At 50.4% G+C, this 20,103-nt stretch carries 18 protein-coding genes; 6 read left to right on the top strand and 12 right to left on the bottom strand.

What is annotated here, in order from left to right; genetic code table 11:
* Window positions 1-39: 39 nt before the first annotated feature.
* Both MJZ25_07075 and MJZ25_07080 read right to left on the bottom strand, forming a co-directional pair.
* Complete coding sequence (locus MJZ25_07075; GenBank protein MCQ2123932.1) at window positions 40-1,323, bottom strand: glycosyl hydrolase family 5; 1,284 nt, start codon at window positions 1,321-1,323, stop codon at window positions 40-42.
* Window positions 1,324-1,457: 134 nt separating this feature from the next.
* Window positions 1,458-2,834 carry a glycosyl hydrolase family 5 gene (locus tag MJZ25_07080; GenBank protein MCQ2123933.1) on the bottom strand — a complete coding sequence of 459 codons (1,377 nt, stop codon included), beginning with the start codon at window positions 2,832-2,834 and terminating at the stop codon, window positions 1,458-1,460.
* A 299-nt stretch (window positions 2,835-3,133) separates the two neighbouring features.
* Between MJZ25_07080 and MJZ25_07085 the strand changes: the two genes are divergently transcribed.
* Together MJZ25_07085 and MJZ25_07090 are read left to right on the top strand one after the other, a co-directional pair.
* Window positions 3,134-3,793, top strand: coding sequence for a hypothetical protein (locus MJZ25_07085; protein ID MCQ2123934.1), 660 nt, complete (start codon window positions 3,134-3,136; stop codon window positions 3,791-3,793).
* Entirely contained in the window at window positions 3,793-5,031 is a 1,239-nt protein-coding gene (locus MJZ25_07090; protein MCQ2123935.1) for a hypothetical protein, read from the top strand. The genes MJZ25_07085 and MJZ25_07090 overlap by 1 nt, the downstream gene beginning before the upstream one ends.
* Before the next feature lie 118 nt (window positions 5,032-5,149).
* Here MJZ25_07090 and purM read toward each other — a convergent pair whose 3' ends face one another.
* Genes purM through MJZ25_07105 form a run of 3 tightly spaced genes read right to left on the bottom strand, consistent with a single transcriptional unit; the run spans window position 5,150 to window position 8,169 of the window.
* A complete protein-coding gene (gene purM / locus MJZ25_07095; protein ID MCQ2123936.1) occupies window positions 5,150-6,175 on the bottom strand; it encodes a phosphoribosylformylglycinamidine cyclo-ligase in 1,026 nt (341 codons plus the stop codon).
* A gap of 43 nt (window positions 6,176-6,218) precedes the next feature.
* A complete protein-coding gene (locus tag MJZ25_07100; GenBank protein ID MCQ2123937.1) occupies window positions 6,219-7,022 on the bottom strand; it encodes a cyclic nucleotide-binding domain-containing protein in 804 nt (267 codons plus the stop codon).
* A gap of 10 nt (window positions 7,023-7,032) precedes the next feature.
* Entirely contained in the window at window positions 7,033-8,169 is a 1,137-nt protein-coding gene (locus MJZ25_07105) for an ABC transporter substrate-binding protein (GenBank protein MCQ2123938.1), read from the bottom strand.
* A gap of 313 nt (window positions 8,170-8,482) precedes the next feature.
* On the opposite strand from MJZ25_07105, the gene MJZ25_07110 reads away from it, so the two are divergent.
* The gene (locus MJZ25_07110) at window positions 8,483-9,343 is read left to right on the top strand and encodes a hypothetical protein (protein MCQ2123939.1); all 861 of its coding nucleotides are present in this window, start codon (window positions 8,483-8,485) and stop codon (window positions 9,341-9,343) included.
* 95 nt (window positions 9,344-9,438) lie between these two features.
* Here the strand turns inward: MJZ25_07110 and MJZ25_07115 are convergent, their stop codons facing one another.
* Both MJZ25_07115 and MJZ25_07120 read right to left on the bottom strand, forming a co-directional pair.
* A complete protein-coding gene (locus MJZ25_07115) occupies window positions 9,439-10,113 on the bottom strand; it encodes an NYN domain-containing protein (GenBank protein ID MCQ2123940.1) in 675 nt (224 codons plus the stop codon).
* A gap of 111 nt (window positions 10,114-10,224) precedes the next feature.
* Window positions 10,225-11,169: a hypothetical protein gene (locus tag MJZ25_07120; GenBank protein ID MCQ2123941.1), complete on the bottom strand. Its 945-nt coding sequence runs from the start codon at window positions 11,167-11,169 to the stop codon at window positions 10,225-10,227.
* 482 nt (window positions 11,170-11,651) lie between these two features.
* Here MJZ25_07120 and MJZ25_07125 point away from each other — a divergent pair, with 482 nt between their 5' ends.
* On the top strand, window positions 11,652-11,837 hold the full coding sequence (locus MJZ25_07125; protein ID MCQ2123942.1) for a hypothetical protein: 186 nt from the start codon (window positions 11,652-11,654) through the stop codon (window positions 11,835-11,837).
* A 121-nt stretch (window positions 11,838-11,958) separates the two neighbouring features.
* On the opposite strand, the gene MJZ25_07130 is transcribed toward MJZ25_07125, so the two are convergent.
* The 3 genes from MJZ25_07130 to MJZ25_07140 form a co-directional block, all read right to left on the bottom strand.
* A complete protein-coding gene (locus tag MJZ25_07130) occupies window positions 11,959-12,876 on the bottom strand; it encodes a hypothetical protein (GenBank protein MCQ2123943.1) in 918 nt (305 codons plus the stop codon).
* 105 nt (window positions 12,877-12,981) lie between these two features.
* Entirely contained in the window at window positions 12,982-14,775 is a 1,794-nt protein-coding gene (locus MJZ25_07135) for a penicillin-binding protein activator (protein ID MCQ2123944.1), read from the bottom strand.
* Between the two features lie 3 nt (window positions 14,776-14,778).
* Entirely contained in the window at window positions 14,779-15,093 is a 315-nt protein-coding gene (locus tag MJZ25_07140) for a nucleotidyltransferase domain-containing protein (GenBank protein ID MCQ2123945.1), read from the bottom strand.
* Between the two features lie 197 nt (window positions 15,094-15,290).
* Between MJZ25_07140 and MJZ25_07145 the strand changes: the two genes are divergently transcribed.
* Window positions 15,291-16,940, top strand: a complete 1,650-nt coding sequence (locus tag MJZ25_07145) for a beta-galactosidase (protein MCQ2123946.1) — start codon at window positions 15,291-15,293, stop codon at window positions 16,938-16,940.
* A gap of 63 nt (window positions 16,941-17,003) precedes the next feature.
* Here the strand turns inward: MJZ25_07145 and MJZ25_07150 are convergent, their stop codons facing one another.
* Window positions 17,004-18,206 (bottom strand): metallophosphoesterase, encoded by a 1,203-nt coding sequence (locus tag MJZ25_07150; protein MCQ2123947.1) that lies wholly within the window; start codon window positions 18,204-18,206, stop codon window positions 17,004-17,006.
* A gap of 37 nt (window positions 18,207-18,243) precedes the next feature.
* On the opposite strand from MJZ25_07150, the gene MJZ25_07155 reads away from it, so the two are divergent.
* On the top strand, window positions 18,244-19,509 hold the full coding sequence (locus MJZ25_07155) for a hypothetical protein (protein ID MCQ2123948.1): 1,266 nt from the start codon (window positions 18,244-18,246) through the stop codon (window positions 19,507-19,509).
* Window positions 19,510-19,538: 29 nt separating this feature from the next.
* On the opposite strand, the gene MJZ25_07160 is transcribed toward MJZ25_07155, so the two are convergent.
* The gene (locus tag MJZ25_07160; protein MCQ2123949.1) at window positions 19,539-20,042 is read right to left on the bottom strand and encodes a low molecular weight phosphotyrosine protein phosphatase; all 504 of its coding nucleotides are present in this window, start codon (window positions 20,040-20,042) and stop codon (window positions 19,539-19,541) included.
* Window positions 20,043-20,103: the final 61 nt, after the last annotated feature.

A 20,103-nucleotide genomic window follows, 5' to 3' on the forward strand; every position in this document is an offset into this window, starting at 1 on the left:
GCCCAGTCGGACGCCCTTTTTTGAAATTTTCGCAGCTTATTACGGAGCGCAACCCTTCGGATATTCGTCCGTCAGGCAGTCCTGAGTTTCCAGAGGATCGCCCTTCTCATAGCTGGACCAATCGTCACGCCAACGGAAGCGGTTTTCCTTGGTGGTATTGATTGTAGTCATGTAATGGTCCACCAGGTACTGGGGGCATTCCACTTCTTCCCAGTTGAAGGTCGGATTATCTGCAGTCATGTACCATTCAGCATACCACTTACAGCCACGGAGCAAGTTGGGCCAGCCCTGGAATACGCTTTCGCACTTTTCAATAACGCACTTCTGATATGCCTCAACCGTGTTATCCCAGCCGAGGGCACTCTGGCATTCGGTCATGAAGCCACCGCCGTTGGCACCAAGGCCAGAAGCGGGAACGCCGATCTGGGTAGAAAGGGCATTGAATGCACCCACGCCACCACCCGGCACCATCATGTCGAACTGGCCGTCTTCCACATCGTAACCGATATTGGAGACCATGACCACCAAGTGCTTGCCCTTGAGGGCCTTATGGGTCGCCTTAATGTCGTTGGCATGGTTGCCACCGTTAAACTGCAAGTGATAGCACTTGCCGCAGCCATACTTATACAAGTTTCCGGAGCCAGCCACATAGCCATAGGCAAGAGTATCGTTCACGGCAATAGGAGCCATGTCGGTACAGGTGTAAGTACCACCGGCATTGGAATTTACGCAAGCGCTGTTAGTACCTTCGTAGCCCATCCAGTACTGCTGAACTGCATGGCCAAGGGTAAATGCCGGAACTTCCACATCGTGGATGTTGCAGTTACGGGCAACCGTCATACCAGCCTGGTAGGTTTCTTCGCTAGTGGTATCCACGCTGCTCAACCAAGAGCAATGCGGCTTACAAGCATCCCAGTAACGGGAACTCCAGCCAGTCTTACCGTTGCTCAAGATATCGGTAGTATAGGAGGCGGGAGGAGCACCATAGGATTCAATGGTCGGGAAACCGTTTTCGTCAAGTTCCGGATTCTTGCTTTCGGAGCTTGCAGGAACCGATGCCACAGAGGAGCTGGAGCCCACAACAGGAGCGGAGCCACTGGATGCGGGAGCACCTTCAACAGAACTGCTGGAACCCACAACAGGAGCAGAACCGCTGGAAGCAGGAACAGCAGCAACAGAGCTGCTGGACAACACCGGTTCGCCACCGATGGGATTTTCAGGATTACCCGGATTTGCAGGAGTGTCATCGCCACATGCAATCATGCCGCCAGCTACAGCCAGCATACCTGCCGCAATCAAGCTCTTATAGAAAGGATGTTTCATATAACCTCTTCTGCGCCATCTACACCAAACACGGCGCCTTATTTACTGGGGTAAAAAATATATTCTTACACCCCAAATTCAAACAGTTGACGGTTCCTTGGAAGCTTAAAATGTTCCCGAAGTGCGCCCAGTCACTACTGGGGTACGTCGCAACCGGCGCTGGGATTCTGCCATCCACCAGGTTCTACAGGAGCTTCGCCAGCCTTCCAGCAATGCAAGGTATCCAGCACATCGCCTTCCTTGAAGGTGGACCAGTCGGTGACCTTCTTGATGTTGGTTTCGACGGTGGTGTTAATTCGGGTCATGTAATGATCCACCAGGTACTGGGGGCATTCCACTTCCTCGATGTAGTAAGTAGGATTGTCTGCAGCCATATACCAGTCGGCAAACCAATGGCAACCGCGAAGCAGGTTGGGAAGGCCTGCATTACCGAATGCGGCATCACACATGTCCTTGATGCAATTCTGGTAAGTCGCCATGGAGGCATCATAGCCATACTGATTCTGGCATTCCGTGAGAAAACCGCCAAAGCCTGCACCCCAGTTCACGTTGGCTCCGTTCACCTGGGTGGAAAGAGCATCAAAGGCGCCAACGCCACCACCCGGCACCATCAAGTCGAACTGACCTGCCGGAAGGTTGGGATTGCCGCCAGCCACATCCATACCAATGTTGGATGCCATCACCACAAGATGCTTTCCCTTGAGGGACTTATGGGTCTCCCTAGGCGGATTGTTTTCCATTTCGTCCTTGAAGTGGCCATCGTACTGCAGATGATAGCACTTGCCGCACTTGCTATCGGCGGTGCCAGCGACGTATGCGTAGGAGAGCGTATCATTCACCGCAATAGGAGCCATGTCGGTGCAGGTAAATACACCCTTCTCCTTTTCAGCGCCGCAGGCACTTCTGGTACCATTGTAACCCAGCCAGGACTTGCTTACGTCACCCAGCGTAAAGGTGGGAACTTCCACATCATGGATGTTGCAGTTGCGGGCGGTCATCAAGCCAGCCGCATAGGCTTCGTTCGAGGATGTATCAGCACGGGTCGTATCGTTTGAACTTTCCCTAAGCCAGGAGCAATGAGGCTTACAGGCATCCCAGTAACGGGTGTTCCAGCCACGTTTTGCAGTAGCGGAAATGTCCTTGGTGTATTCCGGAGAAGGTGCACCATAAGATTCAATGGTGGGGAAACCGCTGGCATCAAGTTCCACTTTCTGGCTGCTGGAGCTTGCGGGGGTGTCGCTTGCAGGGATATCGCCGCCTACAATGGCTGAACTCGCACCACCTACGGCACTAGAGCCAGGCACCATAGCACTTGACCCAGGAACCGTTGCACTAGAACCCGGCACAACACCTGCAGAGGAACTGCTAACGCCAGGGAGAACCTGGACAACAGAACTGGAGGAGTCATCACCTCCGCTAGGATTGGAAGGATTGTCATCACCGCAGGCTACCAAGCCAACCAAAGCCAAGGCTCCTGCTGCCACTAAACTCTTGTAAAAAGGATGCTTCATAGAACCTCTTTTTTTGCGCCACGTACACCAAACACGCGCTATCGAAATCCAGATCAAAAAAATAAATTCCCCTAGGCCATTTTCAAACAGTTGACGCCTTTTTGAAAGGTTAAAATGTTCCCGATTCGTACCCAGCGCCTATATAAAACAGCTTGTATCATTTACATCAACAATTATACAATATCATCTTAAATATTAAGAAAAATTTGTGATTTTCAGCAATTTTTGTTTCATTTATAAATCTATTATAAAACCATAAAACAACACAATCCAGAAATACAAACCCTGGAGGAGCAACAATGAAGAAGCTTTTTGAATTAATGATGGTTGGATCCATGGCCCTGATGGCCTGTTCCGGCGAAACTAATCCGCAGAATTCCGTTATGGAAGATTCCTCTGAAACTCCGAATATCACAACCCAAGAGCCAATCGCCCTGGATACCACAACCCAAGAACCCGTCATCCTGGATACCACGACCCGGGAGCCTATCGCCTTGGACACCACAATCCAGGAGATTGCCGTACCGGACACTACCGCAGCAGTCATGTACAAGTATGAATCCAGCTTCGATACCGACGGCTGCAAGAGAAGCTCTTTCGACGCCCTGGCAAAAGCCGCCCCTGCAAAAAACTACTACGCCTTGGCCGACGAATCCCCCATTGCCATGGAACAGGAACTGCCCATCATCAACCTGATTCAAAACGGTGATTCCTACCAGGTTGTCATTCCCGACGCAAAAGAAGATTGTGGCTTTAGCTCCAGCATAGCCGTCACCACCATCGAACGACAGGGAAACCTCCTGACCATATCTGTTCAGGATACCAGTTCGCTTAAGGCTGATTGCGGCTTCTGCTACTACGATCTGAAAATCAACATCAAGCCCGAAGATGCCAATGCGCAATTCATATATTTCAGAGGAACCACCTACAAAGTAGTGAGAAAACATTCGGAGGAGTAATGAGCAAGATTTTCCCACTTTTTACTGTGACAGCCTTCGCCGTAATGGCAGCTGTGACCGCCTGCGACAGTACCTCAGGAAACGGCCCCTCGAACGGAAGGACTGTCAGTGATTTTGAAACGAAGAACTGCGATGGAGATTTCAACTCAAGGTTCCCGGTTTCAGAGGCCCTCCTGTTCCAGGAAGACGGATCCTACAAGATAGAGATCAAGAGCCAAAAACTTCACTGCTATTCCAAAGGCGCCCACAGCGAATGGGAGTGGAGCGGAGACTCCTTGAACCTCTACACCATCAACGACGGCATTCCTGCCAGTTGCTCCGTTGTTTGCGACCTGATTTTTGACGTAGGTGAAAAGGAGGCGGCCGCCAAGGCGTTCACGTTCAACAACGATCCCTTCAAACTGGTGACAGAATATTCCCAGGAAGAAAAAGAACGTACCTCATGGTTTACCATCAGCATCTGCAAGGACAATTCTCTTGACGACGACCTTACCAACAGCCTGTACGATCCTGGATTAGCACAAAGGACCGAACTAGAAGGGAGCATGTACCAGATTACCATTCCCAACGTACCAGGGAATTGCGGCATGGATCCAGACCAGGTCAGCGTTACTTACGACTACAAGCTAGACCTTGTTGCCAAGACCATGACCTTGATTATTGACCTCCAGGATAGCAGTCCCCAGGCCAACTGCGTATGCAATTTTGACATGAGCTTCAAGGTTCCTAACGAATACGCAAGGAACGCAAGCTTCGTTTCCCTGCTAGGCACCACCTACCGTTTCGAAGGTGTTGCAGTGGACACCACCGTAGCAGACACCACTTCCCGCGATACCGTCAAAGCGCCTGCATTCATTCCCACCGAAAAAACGGCAGGCCTAACCCTCATGGAAACAAATCAGTACGGCATAGGCAAGGGTGAATGCAAAGAAAATAAATCCGAATACGAAAAGATACACGAAGAAATGGATCGTGATTACGAACTTCCCACCGCCTATCTGATTAGCGATGGCAAGCGCTATCAGATTCTATTCAAGGATGTTGAAGACTACTGCGACGTTGACGGAGAAATTTCCATGGAGTTCGATTACAATTGGGTTGGCATCAGCTATAGCAACGACGCCATCGTATCCAAGTGCACCTGCACCTACGACCACTACTTCGATATCGACCCGAACATCGCTCCCAAGATTTATGACGCATCATTCAAGGGAAAGCGTTACGACGTGGTCCGCTAACAAAATTTTGGACCAAGCTTTAACCGCCATATTTTGAACAACATAACAAAAGCCCGCCTTGTCGGCGGGCTTTTTGCTTTGACTCATATGGAAGGGTTCGGCCTTCCCTCGAATCATCTTAGTCGCGGAACTTGACCTGCTTGGAGCCTTCCACAACTTCACCGATCTGAGTCCACTTTTCACCCTTGGCTTCGAGGTGGGCTACGACTTCAGCCTTGTCAGCCGGGTCGATGAAGATCAACATACCCATGCCCATGTTGAAGGTAGAGTACATTTCGTCCTTTTCAACAGAGCCTTCCTTCTGGATGAGCTTGAAGATCGGAGACGGATCCCAAGTGGTACGGTCGATGATAACATCCACATTGTCCGGGAGGATACGGGGAATGTTGCCCTGGTAGCCGGAACCGGTGATGTGTGCGAGACCCTGGATGATCTTCTTGTTGCAGAGATCAATGAGGCTCGGGTAATAGCTGCGGTGCGGCATGGTGAGAGCTTCACCGATGGTCATGTCGGTGCCTTCCAGCGGAGTGTCGACCTTGTAGCCGGCAACGTCGAAGAGAACCTTACGGGCGAGAGAGTAACCGTTGGTGTGGAGACCGGTGGACGGGAGACCGAGGATGATGGTACCCGGCTTGATCTTCTTGCCGTCGATGATGTTTTCGCGTTCAACGACACCCACGATGGTACCGGAGATATCGTAGTCGCCCGGACCGTAGAAGCCCGGCATTTCAGCGGTTTCACCGCCGATCAAAACGAGACCGTTTTCGCGGCAAGCCTTAGCCATACCTGCCACCAGCTGGTCCATAACACCCGGTTCGAGACGGCCGGTTGCAACGTAGTCGAGGAAGAACAGCGGACGAGCGCCCTGGACGAGGATATCGTCGCAGCAGTGGTTCACAATGTCCTGGCCAGGCAGGGTGTGAGTACCCATTTCGATATCGACCTTGAGCTTGGTACCGACGCCGTCAACGGAGCTGACGAGGACGGGATCCTTCATGCCAAGGTGGTTCAAGGTAAAGAGGCCACCGAAGTTGCCAACGTCACCGAGAACGCCTTCGTTAAAGGTGGTACGGACGGACTTCTTGACTCCGACCATTGCTTCGTCTGCACGGGCCAGAGATACACCAGCGTCTGCGTAGTTCATTTTGTTTCCTTTGCCCTATACGGGGCACTTGTGGTTGTGCCAGCTAGTGCTGCGCACTTTGTTTTTCATCAATATTTCTGAGCGCATCCAAGATGAGGCTTGTGGTATCGGACATCTGGTTGATGTTCACGATGCCAGGCATCAAGTGGGTATCCAGCTTGAACAAGGTTTCGTCACCCCAGGAGAGCAACTTTTCGAGAGCGTCCGGACCTGCCAGTTTGCCGCACTTGGCACAGCAGATTCGACCATCCTGGAAAGCGATAAAGCCGTTTTCGCCATTGCTTTCGAAAAGGACCGTACCAGTGATACGGCTCTTCTCCATAGTCTGCGCAAAATCGATAAAGGGCAAAACCTTGCCGGAAGCCAGAAGGGAGAGACGTTCGAATTCATCGAAGGCCTGGTTCTTGGCGCGGAGGCGGTCTGCCACCACCTTGTACAAATACACCATGATGTTCGGGTTCTTGTCCAGGAACTTCACGAATTCATCGCGAGGAACGTGGAGCACCGTGCAGCCATCTTCGGCAGCGATCACAGTGTTGCTGGTGGGTTCGTTACAAATGATGGACATTTCACCAAAGCAGGCGCCAACATTCAAGCTGGCCAATGTATTGTAGTGTCCATCAGCTAAAATCTGTCCGCAGATAACGGCACTACCACTCTGCAATACGCAGAAGGAGTCGCCAACAGTACCGCCATTGATGATAATTTCACCGGCGTCGTACTCGCGGATCTGGGCATTCAAAAGCAAATAATCGGCGCAGTCGCGAGGAACCTGCTGGAGGAACGGAGTCCCCAGTTCATAATTCGCTGCGATCCAGTCGCCAATACCTGTGTGAGGTTTCATCATATTGCCAATATTAGAAAATATTATGGTACCATTCAAAGGAAGTATCTACGGAAATAGGCCTAATTGGCTTCCCTAGGGTTGTTTTGGGTAAAACTTCCGGAGCAGTGCCAAACTGTTTCTTCAAATTCCAAAGCAATTCGGCAGGCCGGGCCACAGCACTTTCAAAGAAATCGTTTCCTCCGCCGGGTCCCTTGCGGCCATCATTCTGGAATACCTTCTTGTTCTTGAAAGCCTTGATATGGGCGGCACGAGGTTCAGCCGCAAGAATTTCTTCGGGCGTTCCGAACATGCCAGGATTGATCCAGATGTCTACGGAATCAGCCAGGGCAATCACGTCTTCAATGGTCAGCTTCAATTCGCGGGTGGTATCGCCTGCCCACAGGTAGCAACCGCCAGCATCCTTGATGAGATTGCCCGTGTAGCTGTTTCCACCAGGAGCATACCACACACCTCCGTAGCTCATGCCCGCAAGGACCCTTGGACCCTCGCAGTCCACCATCCGGGAGGCAGAGGCCTCCCCCACCTTCTGATTCTTCGAAAGGGATTGCCGGATTTCCTTGAACAAGGCGTAAGATTCCTCGGACTTGCCAAACAGGATTCCATATAAATTAATCCATTCAAACTTGGCCATGGGGCTGTCTTCCTGCCATTCGGAGGTCAGCATCACAGGAATTCCAAGCTTCTCCATACGCTCGTAATCATCCTGGGAACCACCCGTTGCAAATGTCATGACCAAATCCGGCTTTAGGGCGATAAGCTTTTCCATATCAAGCCCCGTACCACTGCCAACTTCTACAACCGGAATCTCGCCATCAGCAAGAGTTCCCTGGCGGGTTCGTTCCACACGGCCATACAGGGCGGTATCTGCAATATACTTGCCATCACCAACCCCAACAATCCTGTCCTGCAGCCCCAAACGAAGCATATACCCGATCTGCGCCGAAGACAATACAACCACACGACGCAGGGGCGCCCTAAGAACGATAGCGTCTTCCCATTTCCCGGAAGAACTCATCTTGCTTAACGTTTCCAAGTCCGACGCCTTGCTGTAATCCACAAGAACGAAGGTCTTTTTCAATGTGTCCCGCCCCACGATGGACTGAATCTTCACAAAGTCAAGCTCGCAAAAATCTCCAACCCGCAGCATCTGGGCAAATTTTCTTGGCTTCAAGGTCGCAAAAAGACACTTATCCGACTGACCTGGCAGATTCCATCTCTGCGCCGCGGTGGACTTTTCTGCAACCGCACCGGCACCTTCAGCTCCATTTTTTTCGCCGCAGGCAACTAAGAAAAAGGAGACCGCCAATGCCAATGCCCCAATTTTTCCACATAAATTCAACACTTCTAGGCCTCCAAACGTTCGTAAATCATTGATTTTTAACGATTTATGATTTTTTTCACTGCAAAATTTCCAAACATAATGTATTTTATATACTCGGAAATTTAAACGGAATCTTTTTATGAAGACAAAGATAGCCTCTTTTTTGACCGCTGCCCTCGTCAGCATCATGGCACTTGCCACCAGTTCCTTCGCCGAAGACAACGGCTTCTACGAAAAGGAACACATCCGCGGTTTTATCTCCATCGGTGGTGACTACCGTGGCATGTTTGACGAATTCCAGAACTACGTCAACCGTACCGCTTTCATTACCGGCGCTTATTCCGTTTCTGGCGCAGAAGACGTCTATGCCATTGACGGTGACGGTCCTGAATACAAGCTTTTCAACGACTACTACCTGGGCCTCCACGTCAATGTCGGTGCTCAGTACAAGCAGTTCCTCACCTGGTTCGACTTCAACTTCATGCCCACCCAGATTTCCGAACGTCCCGGCAAGAAGGTGTCCACCACCTCTGAGAGCGGCGACTCCCGCGACTTCGCCTTGTTCGATGTCCGCTGGTTCACCTACGGTGCCGACTGGATGTTCGGCTGGAAGATCCTTGGCGAAAACAGCTTCATCAACGTGATTCCGGCAGTTGGTGTCGGTATGAACCTCATCAACTTCCACTTCTCTTCCGAATACACCATTTCCTCTGTGGATGGCAGCGAATCCGCCACAATGCGCGACCGCTACTACAGCACCCTCGCTACCACCATCAACGCAGAACTTGAAGTTCGCCTGGAATTCGACCCCATTGCAATCGGCCTCTACGGCGGTTACCGCTATGTCCGTTACAACGAACTTAAGGTCGAAGGCTTCGAACTCAAGAACCCGAGATACGAATATGACACCGACAACGTTGGTGACACCTTCTTCTTTGGTCTCCGCGTGACCTGGACCTTCCTCAGCGACTGGCAGAAGAAGCAGGCCGACAAACTCTAGTCTAAACCAACTTTTCGGCAATCCTCGCCAGACATGGTTTTGAAAAGCTCCGTCAAAAGACGGGGCTTTTCTTTTTGCAGGTGCGGCCCTGTGGACTAGGCGCTCTTATTTAGCCACAATGCGGGACGACCACGGCTGAAGGGGCGATCCTTCTGGAAAAAGAAACCGCGGGGCGGAACATCAGAATCCAGGCCCGCATCCATCACCTTCTCCATGGGAATGTAGTGGGAACATGTACGCCTCAGGCAGGTATCGGTCTTCCAGCGGATGGTGCGGTTCTTCTTAGGATAGATGAAGTCCCAGCCCAGAAGCATGGTGGGGATTCCCATCATGCGGAGGCGATCAGGAAGAGGCGCAAACTGCCCCTGGGTGCTGAGCAGTACAACCGCCTGCATCTTGCTATAGCTGGCAAAAAGAAGTGCATCCTCCATCAGCCCGAGGTTCGGACCCAGCAGCCCGTTTTCTTCCTCATGGTCGCTGTAGTGAACTTGAAAACCCGCAGACCTCAGTTCATGTTCCAGCTTCAGCACGCCTTCGACGGAACGGCCATAAATATGGGGATTCCTGTAAGGATGGTAATAATGGCACTCCATCTCAATGAGCGCCTCGGACGATCCGAAATGCTTGCAGGCCTGCATTTGAACCCAACTCTTGAGCCCCCGGAAATCCACATTGGAATGGAACCTGTGGTGGACCCTGTAATATTCATTGACTTTCTTCAACGTGTAGCCGTCGAGAAAGAACCCAATACGAAGCGTCTTGTCAGACACATCTCCTCCATGTTAAAGTTGTTTGTCTATAACACGCAGGAAATTTTGAATCGGGTACATTTTTTTAATTTTTTTTTAACAAGAAAGCCCCCGCCTGGGCGAGGACTACTATTAAAGAAGATCTTTTTTCTTTAGACCATCGATAAGGGAACCCGGCATCCATTTTTCAAGAGCCTTGTATGCAGGGTCGTCCAGCCTGGACTTCCATTCCGCGGACTTTTCCTTCTGGCCAGCATCATGATAAATTCGAATCAAGTTCAATGCTGCACACCAGTAGCGGATGGACTTGCCCGTGCGCTTTTCATAGCTTGCAGCGCTGGCTTCGTAAATCTTGGCAGCCTCGTCATAACGCTTGAGGCAGTAAAGCATGTCAGCCTTGATCTGCAGGAACACCGGATGGTTGGGAGCCTTGGAGAGACCGCGTTCAGCAAGTTTCAAACCCTTGGCATAATCTTCCTTGTCGTAGTACATCCATATTAACGGAGTCAGGAAGAGGGGCCAGAAACGCTTGGACTGCAGGGATGCGGAATCCAGAACAGACAAGTACTTGGCGCGATTGTCGGACTTGAAGGGAACCCAGCTGAAACTCTGGTCCACGTAGTAGGCGTAGATCGCATAGAACGCCTGGGCTTCCAGGTTCTTGGAATCTTCGAACATGCCTGCGGCAGAACGTGTGGTCATGGCGCCTTTCACAGAATGTCCCGTCTCGCCCTGCACGTAGCCGATTTCAAATTTACGGAGTGCATCCCAGAGGCCGTCGGTCTTGCACTTTTCAAGACGGTTGCCGGCCTTCACCAAGGCTGTGGTGTCGCCCTTGTCGTCGTAGAGGCTGATACGAACAACATTTTCAAGAAGGCAGCCTACCCCTTCGTTTTCCCCGCGAAGCTTACCGGCCATTTCCATGGCATCACCATAACGCAGCTGCATGGTAAGGGACGTTGCCTTGTTCCACATTTCCATCTGAACCTCGGGCAGGAAAAGGCCCAAGGTGTCGGCGCCACCGGCAAAGGACATGGTCAAAGCAAAAAAAACAATGGAAAAAATACGGGTAGCCATTGACCATAAAATAGAAAAATAACGAGCAGTACAAGAGGCCGAGCTGTCGGTCGGTTTTTGTTGATAAATTGTGGGTTTAAATCGCCGAAAAATCGTTTTCAACACTTTATCCACAATCCCCTTTGGGTAAAAACAGCCCCTACAGATGCTACAGACAAGATAATTTCATAGGTTTTCTATTCCAAAATGGAATAGACCGCTTCAAGAAGAATGGTTGGAAAACCATTTAGAGTGCCGTAAATAATCCCTTATATATCAATAAGTTACGAGCAGATTTTTATCATCGTTTTTTCGTTTGTTCGTACCGTCGTCTTTTCAGGGGCGCCGCCATGGCACAAAAGTGACGCCCGTCATAGTCTTTGGAATGCAAAACAATCTATTTATTAGTCATGGATTCAACAACATTTCAACAATTCTTATACACATTCAGGAGTGTTCGTGGATAAGTCTTGATAAATGTTGTACAAGAACGGAGGTTCACCATGCAGTTATTCCTATCTGGATTCCAGCACTACAAGACCCGGGTCAGGGAAGTACTGGACGCCACCGGTGGCGTAAACTTGGAAGACTTTCTGGACGACGACAATCTGCACGCTTACTACAGGAATGGGGATTCCGCAGAATTCGTCGCCGCAGCACTCTGGAACCCCGGCCTAGACGAGAACTAGGCTCCAAAAAATCTCTTCTCTCCTCCTAGAAACAAAGAACCCCGCGATTTCGGTCGCGGGGCTTCTTTATTGCGTGAGATTTTTTTGCACCCGGTTCCAGGCGCGAGAATCAGGCACCGATTTATTTCTTGGAGGAAACCTTCAAGTTGGTCAGGCTGCGGGCAAGCTTCTTACCAAAGGCGCTGGGATCAAAGCCTCCGAAGTCGAAATCACCGAAGTCAAAACCACCTTCACCGCCAAACATGCTACCCATAATGGCCATCATCAGAGCATTGGTGAAGTCCTCGGTGCACTTGGGGTTGGACTGGGTGTAAGGATAATCCTCGAAATCAAATCCTTCAGCGTCCTTGGCATTCTTGAAATCGTCGTATGCAGCCTTGCAGTCGCTTTCATTATAGGCAAAGCGGGGCTTGGAAGAGTTGGTGCAGGATTCCTTTCCGTAGGTGTACTTGGCCTTGATTTCATCCTTGGACCAGCTTACGACTTCCACGGTATAGTCCTTCATGACGGTAATCTTGTCACAAGTGATTTCGACGTCTGTCAACATATCAAGGCCTTCGCTAATTTCACCGCCAGCAGCTTCCATGAAGATATCCTTGAGGAAACAGTTGCCGGAATAGATGATACCGGCTTCGACGGTCTTGTCGCCATAAACTTCCACAGACGCCACAGCACCGTCTTTCTCGTCTTCATAGGCATCACGCCAGACGCCCTTGGGGAAGTTGGATCCGGAGTAGTTGTATGTTTCTTCATCGCCATCGTAGTCAACGGTAATACGACCCGTCTTGGAATCATACTCGTAGGAATAAGTTCCCTTTTCGCCTTCACGCTTCCAGACCAGCTTGCCATCTTCTTCTTCGCAAACCGGCTCGGAGTATGTAATCGTATTAGCGGACGTATTGATTTCGTAGCTAGCCTTGAAGCGAGCCATAAAGCCCTTGGTATCGGCAGAAGAGCCTTCACTGTCAGCAGAGCTGGAGGAAGAGCAGGCGGTAAAGGCCAATGCAGAAGCCAACGAAGCAAATAAAATCTTTTTCATAAACACTCCTTGATTAGCATTAAAATAAATAAACACCCTTGCATGAGCAAGAGTGTCTAAAATTTTAGATTCAATAAGTGAGCTAAAGCACCTAGGTATTACCGTTTACTTTGCGGGGCAGCCGTCGAGGGTTTCGAACTTGCCCTTGATCACGGTAACGATCTTGGTATTGGTGTTGGCGCCGCGCTTGAACTTGATTTCGCCATACACACCCTTGAAGGTGCCGATGTTGTTGATGGCGTTGGTCAAGGAGCTGGAGCCCTTAGCCATGGCGGTAAAGACGATATTTGCAGCATCGTAGCTGAGGCCGGAAACCTTGTCTTCGCCCGGTTCTTCACCCCAACGTTCCTTGAAGGCGCTAGAAAAGTCCTTGAGGCTCTGGTTGTCGCGGCCCATGTCGAGAGCAGGCACGCTGAAGTAGGAGCTATCCACCAGACGCTTGCCCTGGATCAAGAGTTCGCGGCCATACCAGCCGGAAGTTCCCAGGAAGGTGCCGGAGATTTTGTTGAAGGCAGCCTGGCCAACCATGGAGCCAGCATCAGCCGGATTGGTAGCCGGAATGAAGATACCCGGAATATTGAAAGTGGAGTCGCGCATGGAGAGCATACGTTCCTTGGCATTCACTGCATCCAGGTCGGAAGCGCCACGGGCAATGTTTCTACGACGGTTCAGCTGCTTGAAGCGAACATCGCGGAGCAGGTTGAATTCGGTCTTGTAGTCGGGACGGCCTTCTTCGTAGTTGCGGAAGGCAATCATGCTACCGCCGCGGCGTTCCACAGCCTGGGTAAAGCTCTGGGACATGGCGGAACCGTAATCACCCAAGGGGCTCAGCACTGCGAATTCGCGAATGTTCAGGCACTTCACGGCAAAGTCCGCAATGCTCTGGGCCAAGTTGTCCATGGTGATGTTCACCTGGAAAATGTTCGGGCCCATCTTGGCGATACCGTCGTCGGTAGCAGTCGGGGTGAGCATCGGAATATTCTGGAAGTTGCTGCCCAGCCAAGCGCCAACGGTTGCTGCCGGGGCACTCATGATGGGGCCGATAACAGCAACGATGCTGTCCTGGTTCACAGCCTGCTGGGTGCGGAGCAAAGCCTGGGAAGCGTCGGCACGGGTGTCGGCAACGCGGATGTTGACCTTACCCTGAAGACCAGCCTGTTCGTGGGCCAGCATGACGCCCTGGATTGCGGCAGCACCGAATTCGGCAAAGTCACCAGAAAGGGGAGCAAGCACAAGGATGGTGGGCTGGCCTGCACCAGTACCATCGAGAGATTCCATACCCTTCTTGGCGGTGTTGGAAAGGTTTTCAGCAACGTCTGCAGCGAGAACCTTCTTGTACCAGTAGCGGGCGGCGCGGAAACGCTTTGCGTTCTGGCATTCACGACCGATCTGCAGCTGCATCCAGCCGATAACGTCCTTGTCCACCGGGAACTTTTCCAGGAGAGCCTGGAGCTGGTCGGCGTTCAGGAGGGAAGCGGCCAAAGTCTGGATAACCACGTCCTTGGTGCGGCTACGTGCAGCCGGATTCTTGGAGTAGGCCAAGATGCGGAGCATGGATTCAACGCCTTCATAAACGGCGCCCTTTTCCACGGAAACGATGGCGCTAGCCAATTCCATACGTTCGCGGTAGTCCGACTTAACGTAGTATTCCAGGAATCGGGAGGAAACCTTTTCAGCTTCATCGCGGTTGTGTTCGCGGAGGTAGCATTCAGTAAGCATCACTGCGGCCTTTTCGCCGGAGGACTTACGGAAGCTGGACTTATAGACCTTTTGAAGGGCCGAAATTGCTTCAGAGTAGTTGCCGTTCTGAATCAGGGACTTTGCATTGCCCAAGTCATCTTGAGCGAAGATGGAGGTCGCAAGACCTGCGGCAAGAACCAGAGGAAGGATACGTTTCATAGTTTAATCTTCCACGGTGGACTGAACCACTTCGTGTTCTTTCTTGATTTGCTTTTGGAGGGATTCCGGCAGTTTTGCCCAGTCCATGATATCTACACGGAACGGGAGACCACTATCTACGAAAGCCTTTTCCACAGACGTCATAACCTCAAAAGAGAGAGGTTTTTCGGAAATCGCTACCAATTCGAGTTCGGTTTCAGGGGTAAGATCTACGCCCGAGACGCGTGCGCCATGGGCCCAGACTTCCATGCCTTCGAAATGGAGGGCAATGATCCTCTGAACGGTTTCCAATTGATCGGTTTCAATGCATAATGCCATATTGCCGCCAAATATAGTTTATTAGAGTGCCGGACCACGCCCAAAACAGGGGTTCCGACCCTCCTACTCCTTTTTTACCCTAAAAATTACTGAACAAATGTATAATAATTTTGTATCTGCGGCAAGCCGGATTGCACCGTAGAACCCAAAGATCGGCCAAAACGTCACCAACAAACTAAAAAGATTATATTCAAAACATGAAAAAGTTTGCGTGTTTAGGATTAATGCCCTTCTTTATGTGGGCATGTGGAGACAATGGGAATAACGTCAATGGTAACGAAATCGGCGACGATATTTCAAGTTCATCTATCGAGAATTTGCCTATTGAAAGCCTGCCGGAAAGTTCCTCCAGTATCGACCTGCCGAGCAGTTCCACCGAATCCAGTAGCTCAAATGCCATCTCCAGCAGTTCTTTCGCAAGCTCAAGCTCTAGTGAAACGCCCTTTGTCGGCGATACAACAAAAGTAGTTTATCAACTAAAACCTTTCGAAGGTCCTTTGGCCAATCCCCACAAGGGCTTTACGGTTCCTACAGGCGGCACCTGGGTCTTTGACCCTTCCCTTCTATATGGCCCATACGGTGCCAACGGAAACAAAGCATGGGACTTGGTCACTTATGGCTCCGGTTACCAGCAATGGAACAAGTTGAATCCTGCGAAAGATGTTTACGACTGGACGGAGTTGGACAAGTTACTAGACGCTCTTGAACAACACGGCATGGGTTATGCACTCCGCGTATTGCCCTACACGCCCTCACACATTACAGGAAACGATACTCCCACAGAGAAATACGACTGGACTCCTAATTTCGTTTACGAGATGGGCGCCAAAAAGACTACCGCCACACTTCAGGGAAAAGGCTACAAGGCACAAGTTCCTGTTTGGGATGACCCAATCTATTTACAGGCCGCAAAAGATTTCGGAACGGCACTTGCTGCAAAGTACGATGGAGACCCTCGCATTGAATATATCGACGTCCGCAGTTTTGGGGAATGGGGTGAATGGCACGCCTCTCACCTAGACGGCAGCGAAATGCCCTCCGCCGAAATTGAAATGGACATGCTGAAACATTACGCTTCTGTTTTCAAGAAGACCCAGTTGGTGTTGCCCTCAAACGGCTCCGGTGATGTTTACACCTATGCATTAAGCCTCGGCATTACAAAACGTGACGACGGATTTATCGGTATCCCGGGAAGGCCCGATTCTTTGGTACGCGCCTACAAGGCAAATCTGCCCACCATCGCAGAAAATATTGCCGGCTACACCACCATGTTACAGTACACCGATGTGGTGCCCGGGAATTATTACAAGTGGACTCCCGACCGTTGGGTAAGCGCCATTAAAACCGCACACTTGACTTATTATGTTCTGGACCAGGACAGCGACGGTGGAGAAAAATTCTACCAAGACAACAAAGCTCTGGCAGATTCCATGACTCATGTTATTGGCTACAATTTCAAAATTGAAGAGGCTGAACTTTTGACCATTACTGGTGACAAGGAAACAAAAAACGCATTGAACATTACGGTGAAAAATTCCGGCGTTGCACCGTGTTTCTTTGACGTGTATGTGGTGGCGGAATTCGTAAACAGCGATGGAGAAGTTCTTTCTCAGTTAGGCGAAACCATCAAGATTGAAAAGGGCACCTTCCATGACGAAGACGTTCGCAAATTCTCGTTTGCAAATGTCGTACCTGCAAAAGAGACCAATGTGGCAGCACTGCCTGGTGTAAGCGTGGCGTTATCCATCTACGAAAGCGAAGAAGCATTCAAGGCAGGAAAAAAGCCCACCGTTAGATTCGATAACGACGGGCTTCAGGAAAATAACAAGTTGCTTTTAAGGCAGTAGAATTTTGAATTAGCGGTCCAAAATTTGCAGTCAAAAAACAGCACGCAAAATTAACGCACGGAACTATCGTTCAAAATTCAAGACCCACATTTCAGTGTCGCTGCCTACACGTACCGGCGGGCCCCAGGAATCAACACCAGAAGTTACGAGCCACTTGGTATTATCAAGAATACCGAAGCCCACGCTCAAGCGCCAGAACAAATCAATGAAAACGGTTCCCGGGAAGAACTGTCCGTCGTGAGTGTGTCCACTGAGGGCAAGATCCGGAAGGCGACCGTCGTAATCCTTTTCAATTCCCTTGGGCTGATGGTCCAACAAAATCCAAGGAATATTTTGGAGCTTCGCAGATTCCTCGGAAGCTAACTGAGCGCCAGGAACAAGATCTGCCAAAGGCTTGCGAGTTTCTTCGCGAGTGCGGGAAACCTGGAAATCTGTACGGCCGGTAAAGCAAGCGACAGGCTCAATCGCCTGATTAGAACTGCCCGCCGGGAAACAAGCAGTAGAATCGTCGAGAACCACAAAGCCGTTACGACGGAGCCAGCCCATGGGATCAGAACCGTTACGTTCCATGTAGCCTTCATGATTCCCATTGATAGCCACAGCGGCAATCTTCGCCGTGGAAGCCAACTGTTTCACCAGCTTGTCGTAGCCCTGGGCAGTCATCACAGAATCGTGAATGTCCGCAAGGTCGCCACCGAACAAAATGAAATCCGGCTTGATGCTCTTGGCTTCGGAAACCATACGTTCCAACTTGGCGGGTTTGGAAAGCATATCCAAGTGAAGGTCGCTAAAGAACATGGCAGTAAAGTTCTTTTGTTCTGCAACAGGGGCCGCAGCAGAATCTGTTACCTGACTTTGTGCCACGCGATTTTCCAGCTTGATGGTTTCAAAACGCAGCTCGTAGTTTTCGTTGTGCTGCATACCGTAAGTCAGGAACACCACGGTCAACGCAAAGGAAATTCCAAAGAGAAAACCGGCTTGGCGCTCGGCATCGGGCTGAAGCAAACGCTTCTTGGTCTTGAGGCGTCGAACAATGCGGAACACATCCCACAAAAGAAAAATCCACAAGGCCTGACAAAGCCAGATGATCATTAGCGTCTGAAGATAACTGAAGATGACGCTATTACGGTACAGCATAAAGCTGCCGATGGTGACGATGATGTAGGCGCCTGCAATCAGGGAACCTTTTACACCGGATTTTACTTGGCGAATGTTCCAGAAGAAAAGTCCGAGGAGCGCGAGAATAAGAATGAATCCAATAGCCATAATCAAAAAATACAAAAATTACCTAAATTTGTTTGTGATGCTTATTGCTCTTGCCATTGGATTCGTACTGCTGATGACCTACGGAAAAATCCGCGGGTTCGGATTCGCTGAACTTTTTAAAGTGGCGGGAGCAGGAGTTGCATCGGTCAAGAACATTGCCATCGTCATGTTGCTTGTGGGCGCATTGACTGCTCTTTGGCGAGCTACGGGTACCATCGCATTTATCGTGAGTCTTGCTTCAGGCGCGTTAACGCCGGGGTTGTTTTTACCGGCATCCTTTCTGCTGTGTGCCGCAATTTCCATTTTAACGGGAACATCTGTAGGGACTGCAGCCACCATGGGCGTCATTTGCATGACGGTGGGAAACGCCATCGGGATTGATGCCGCCATTTGCGGCGGCGCGATTTTGTCGGGCGCGTATTTCGGAGACCGCTGTTCCCCGGTTTCAACGTCTGCGCTTCTTGTTGCCGAAGTAACAGGAACGAATCTTTACGACAACATCCGCGGAATGATTCGCACCGGATGGATTCCCACTGTAATCGCCTTGGCCGTTTACGCCATCCTCGGATTTTTTGCTGACGCACAGAGCGCCGCCGCAAACGTATCCGAAATCTTCGCGAAGTATTTTAATCTGCATTGGTACATGGCACTGCCCGCCATCTCCATCTTGGTGCTGGCACTGTTCCGCATCAACGTCAAGATCAATATGCTTATAAGCATCGCCATCAGTATCGCAATTTATTTTATAGGTGGCGGAACGATTGACACAGGCGACATCAATTCACAAGTCGCGGGCATTGCAGATTTTGCGAACATCCTGAAAATTATGTTCTTCGGTTTCGACGCCCCCGAAGAAATCGCCGCTATGCTTAGCGGCGGTGGCATGCTCAGCATGATGAAACTGATTCTCGTTGTCATCATATCGCTGACTTACGCAGGCCTCTTCAAGCTCCTAGGCATCCTCGAAAAGATGAACCTCGTGATAACTCGTCTCGCACAAAAAGTTTCATCCTTCGGCTGCGTGACACTTACCGCCATCGCTACTTGCGCTCTAGCCTGCAATCAGACCTTATCCATCGTGCTTACCAACGACATTTGCCAAGGCATCATGCCCAACGAAAAAGAACGCGCCATCGCTTTGGAAAACACATCTGTCATCATCGCCCCACTGGTGCCCTGGACCGTAGCAAGCCTTGTTCCCCTGGGAGCCATCAACGCTCCCACCACAAGCATCCTGTTCGCATTCTTCCTGATTTTAACACCCGCTATCCAGTGGATCGCAAGCAAGAAAAACATTAAATAAAAAAACGCGGCCATTCGGTCGCGCTATTTTTATTTCAGCATCGCATTTGCAATAATGTGATTCAGCAGGCCATCACAGCCTTCATTTACATCGCGCCAAGTGGCATCAAAATTTCCGGTGTACCAAGGGTCCGCTACATCACCAGGGCGGCGTGTCCAATCCATCATCATGGTGATTTTCCGCGCATCATCCTTTAACTGGGCCGGAGATAAATTCCAGCGCAAGTTCCGCAGATTATTTCTATCCATCAAGATGATGTAATCATAATGATCGTAATCCCGCTGAGTCATCTGACGTGCAGCATGTCCATCGCAATTGATCCCATGGGAGTTCAGCATACGGCGTGCTGGCGGATAAACCGGGTTTCCAATTTCCTCGGTGGAAGTGGCCGCACTGCGAATTTCAAAATCCTCAGCAGAAAGGCCGACCTTGCGCAAGTCCTCTTCACGGGCCTGCACCATATCCTTCATCACATATTCCGCCATAGGACTGCGGCAAATATTTCCATGACAAATAAAAAGAATCTTGATCATTAGTTGCAATTATAGAATTAAAAAATGCACGAATTGATCCGTGCACTTTTTGACTTCTTGA

Origin of the sequence: Fibrobacter sp. (assembly GCA_024399065.1) — a bacterium.
Lineage (GTDB): Bacteria > Fibrobacterota > Fibrobacteria > Fibrobacterales > Fibrobacteraceae > Fibrobacter.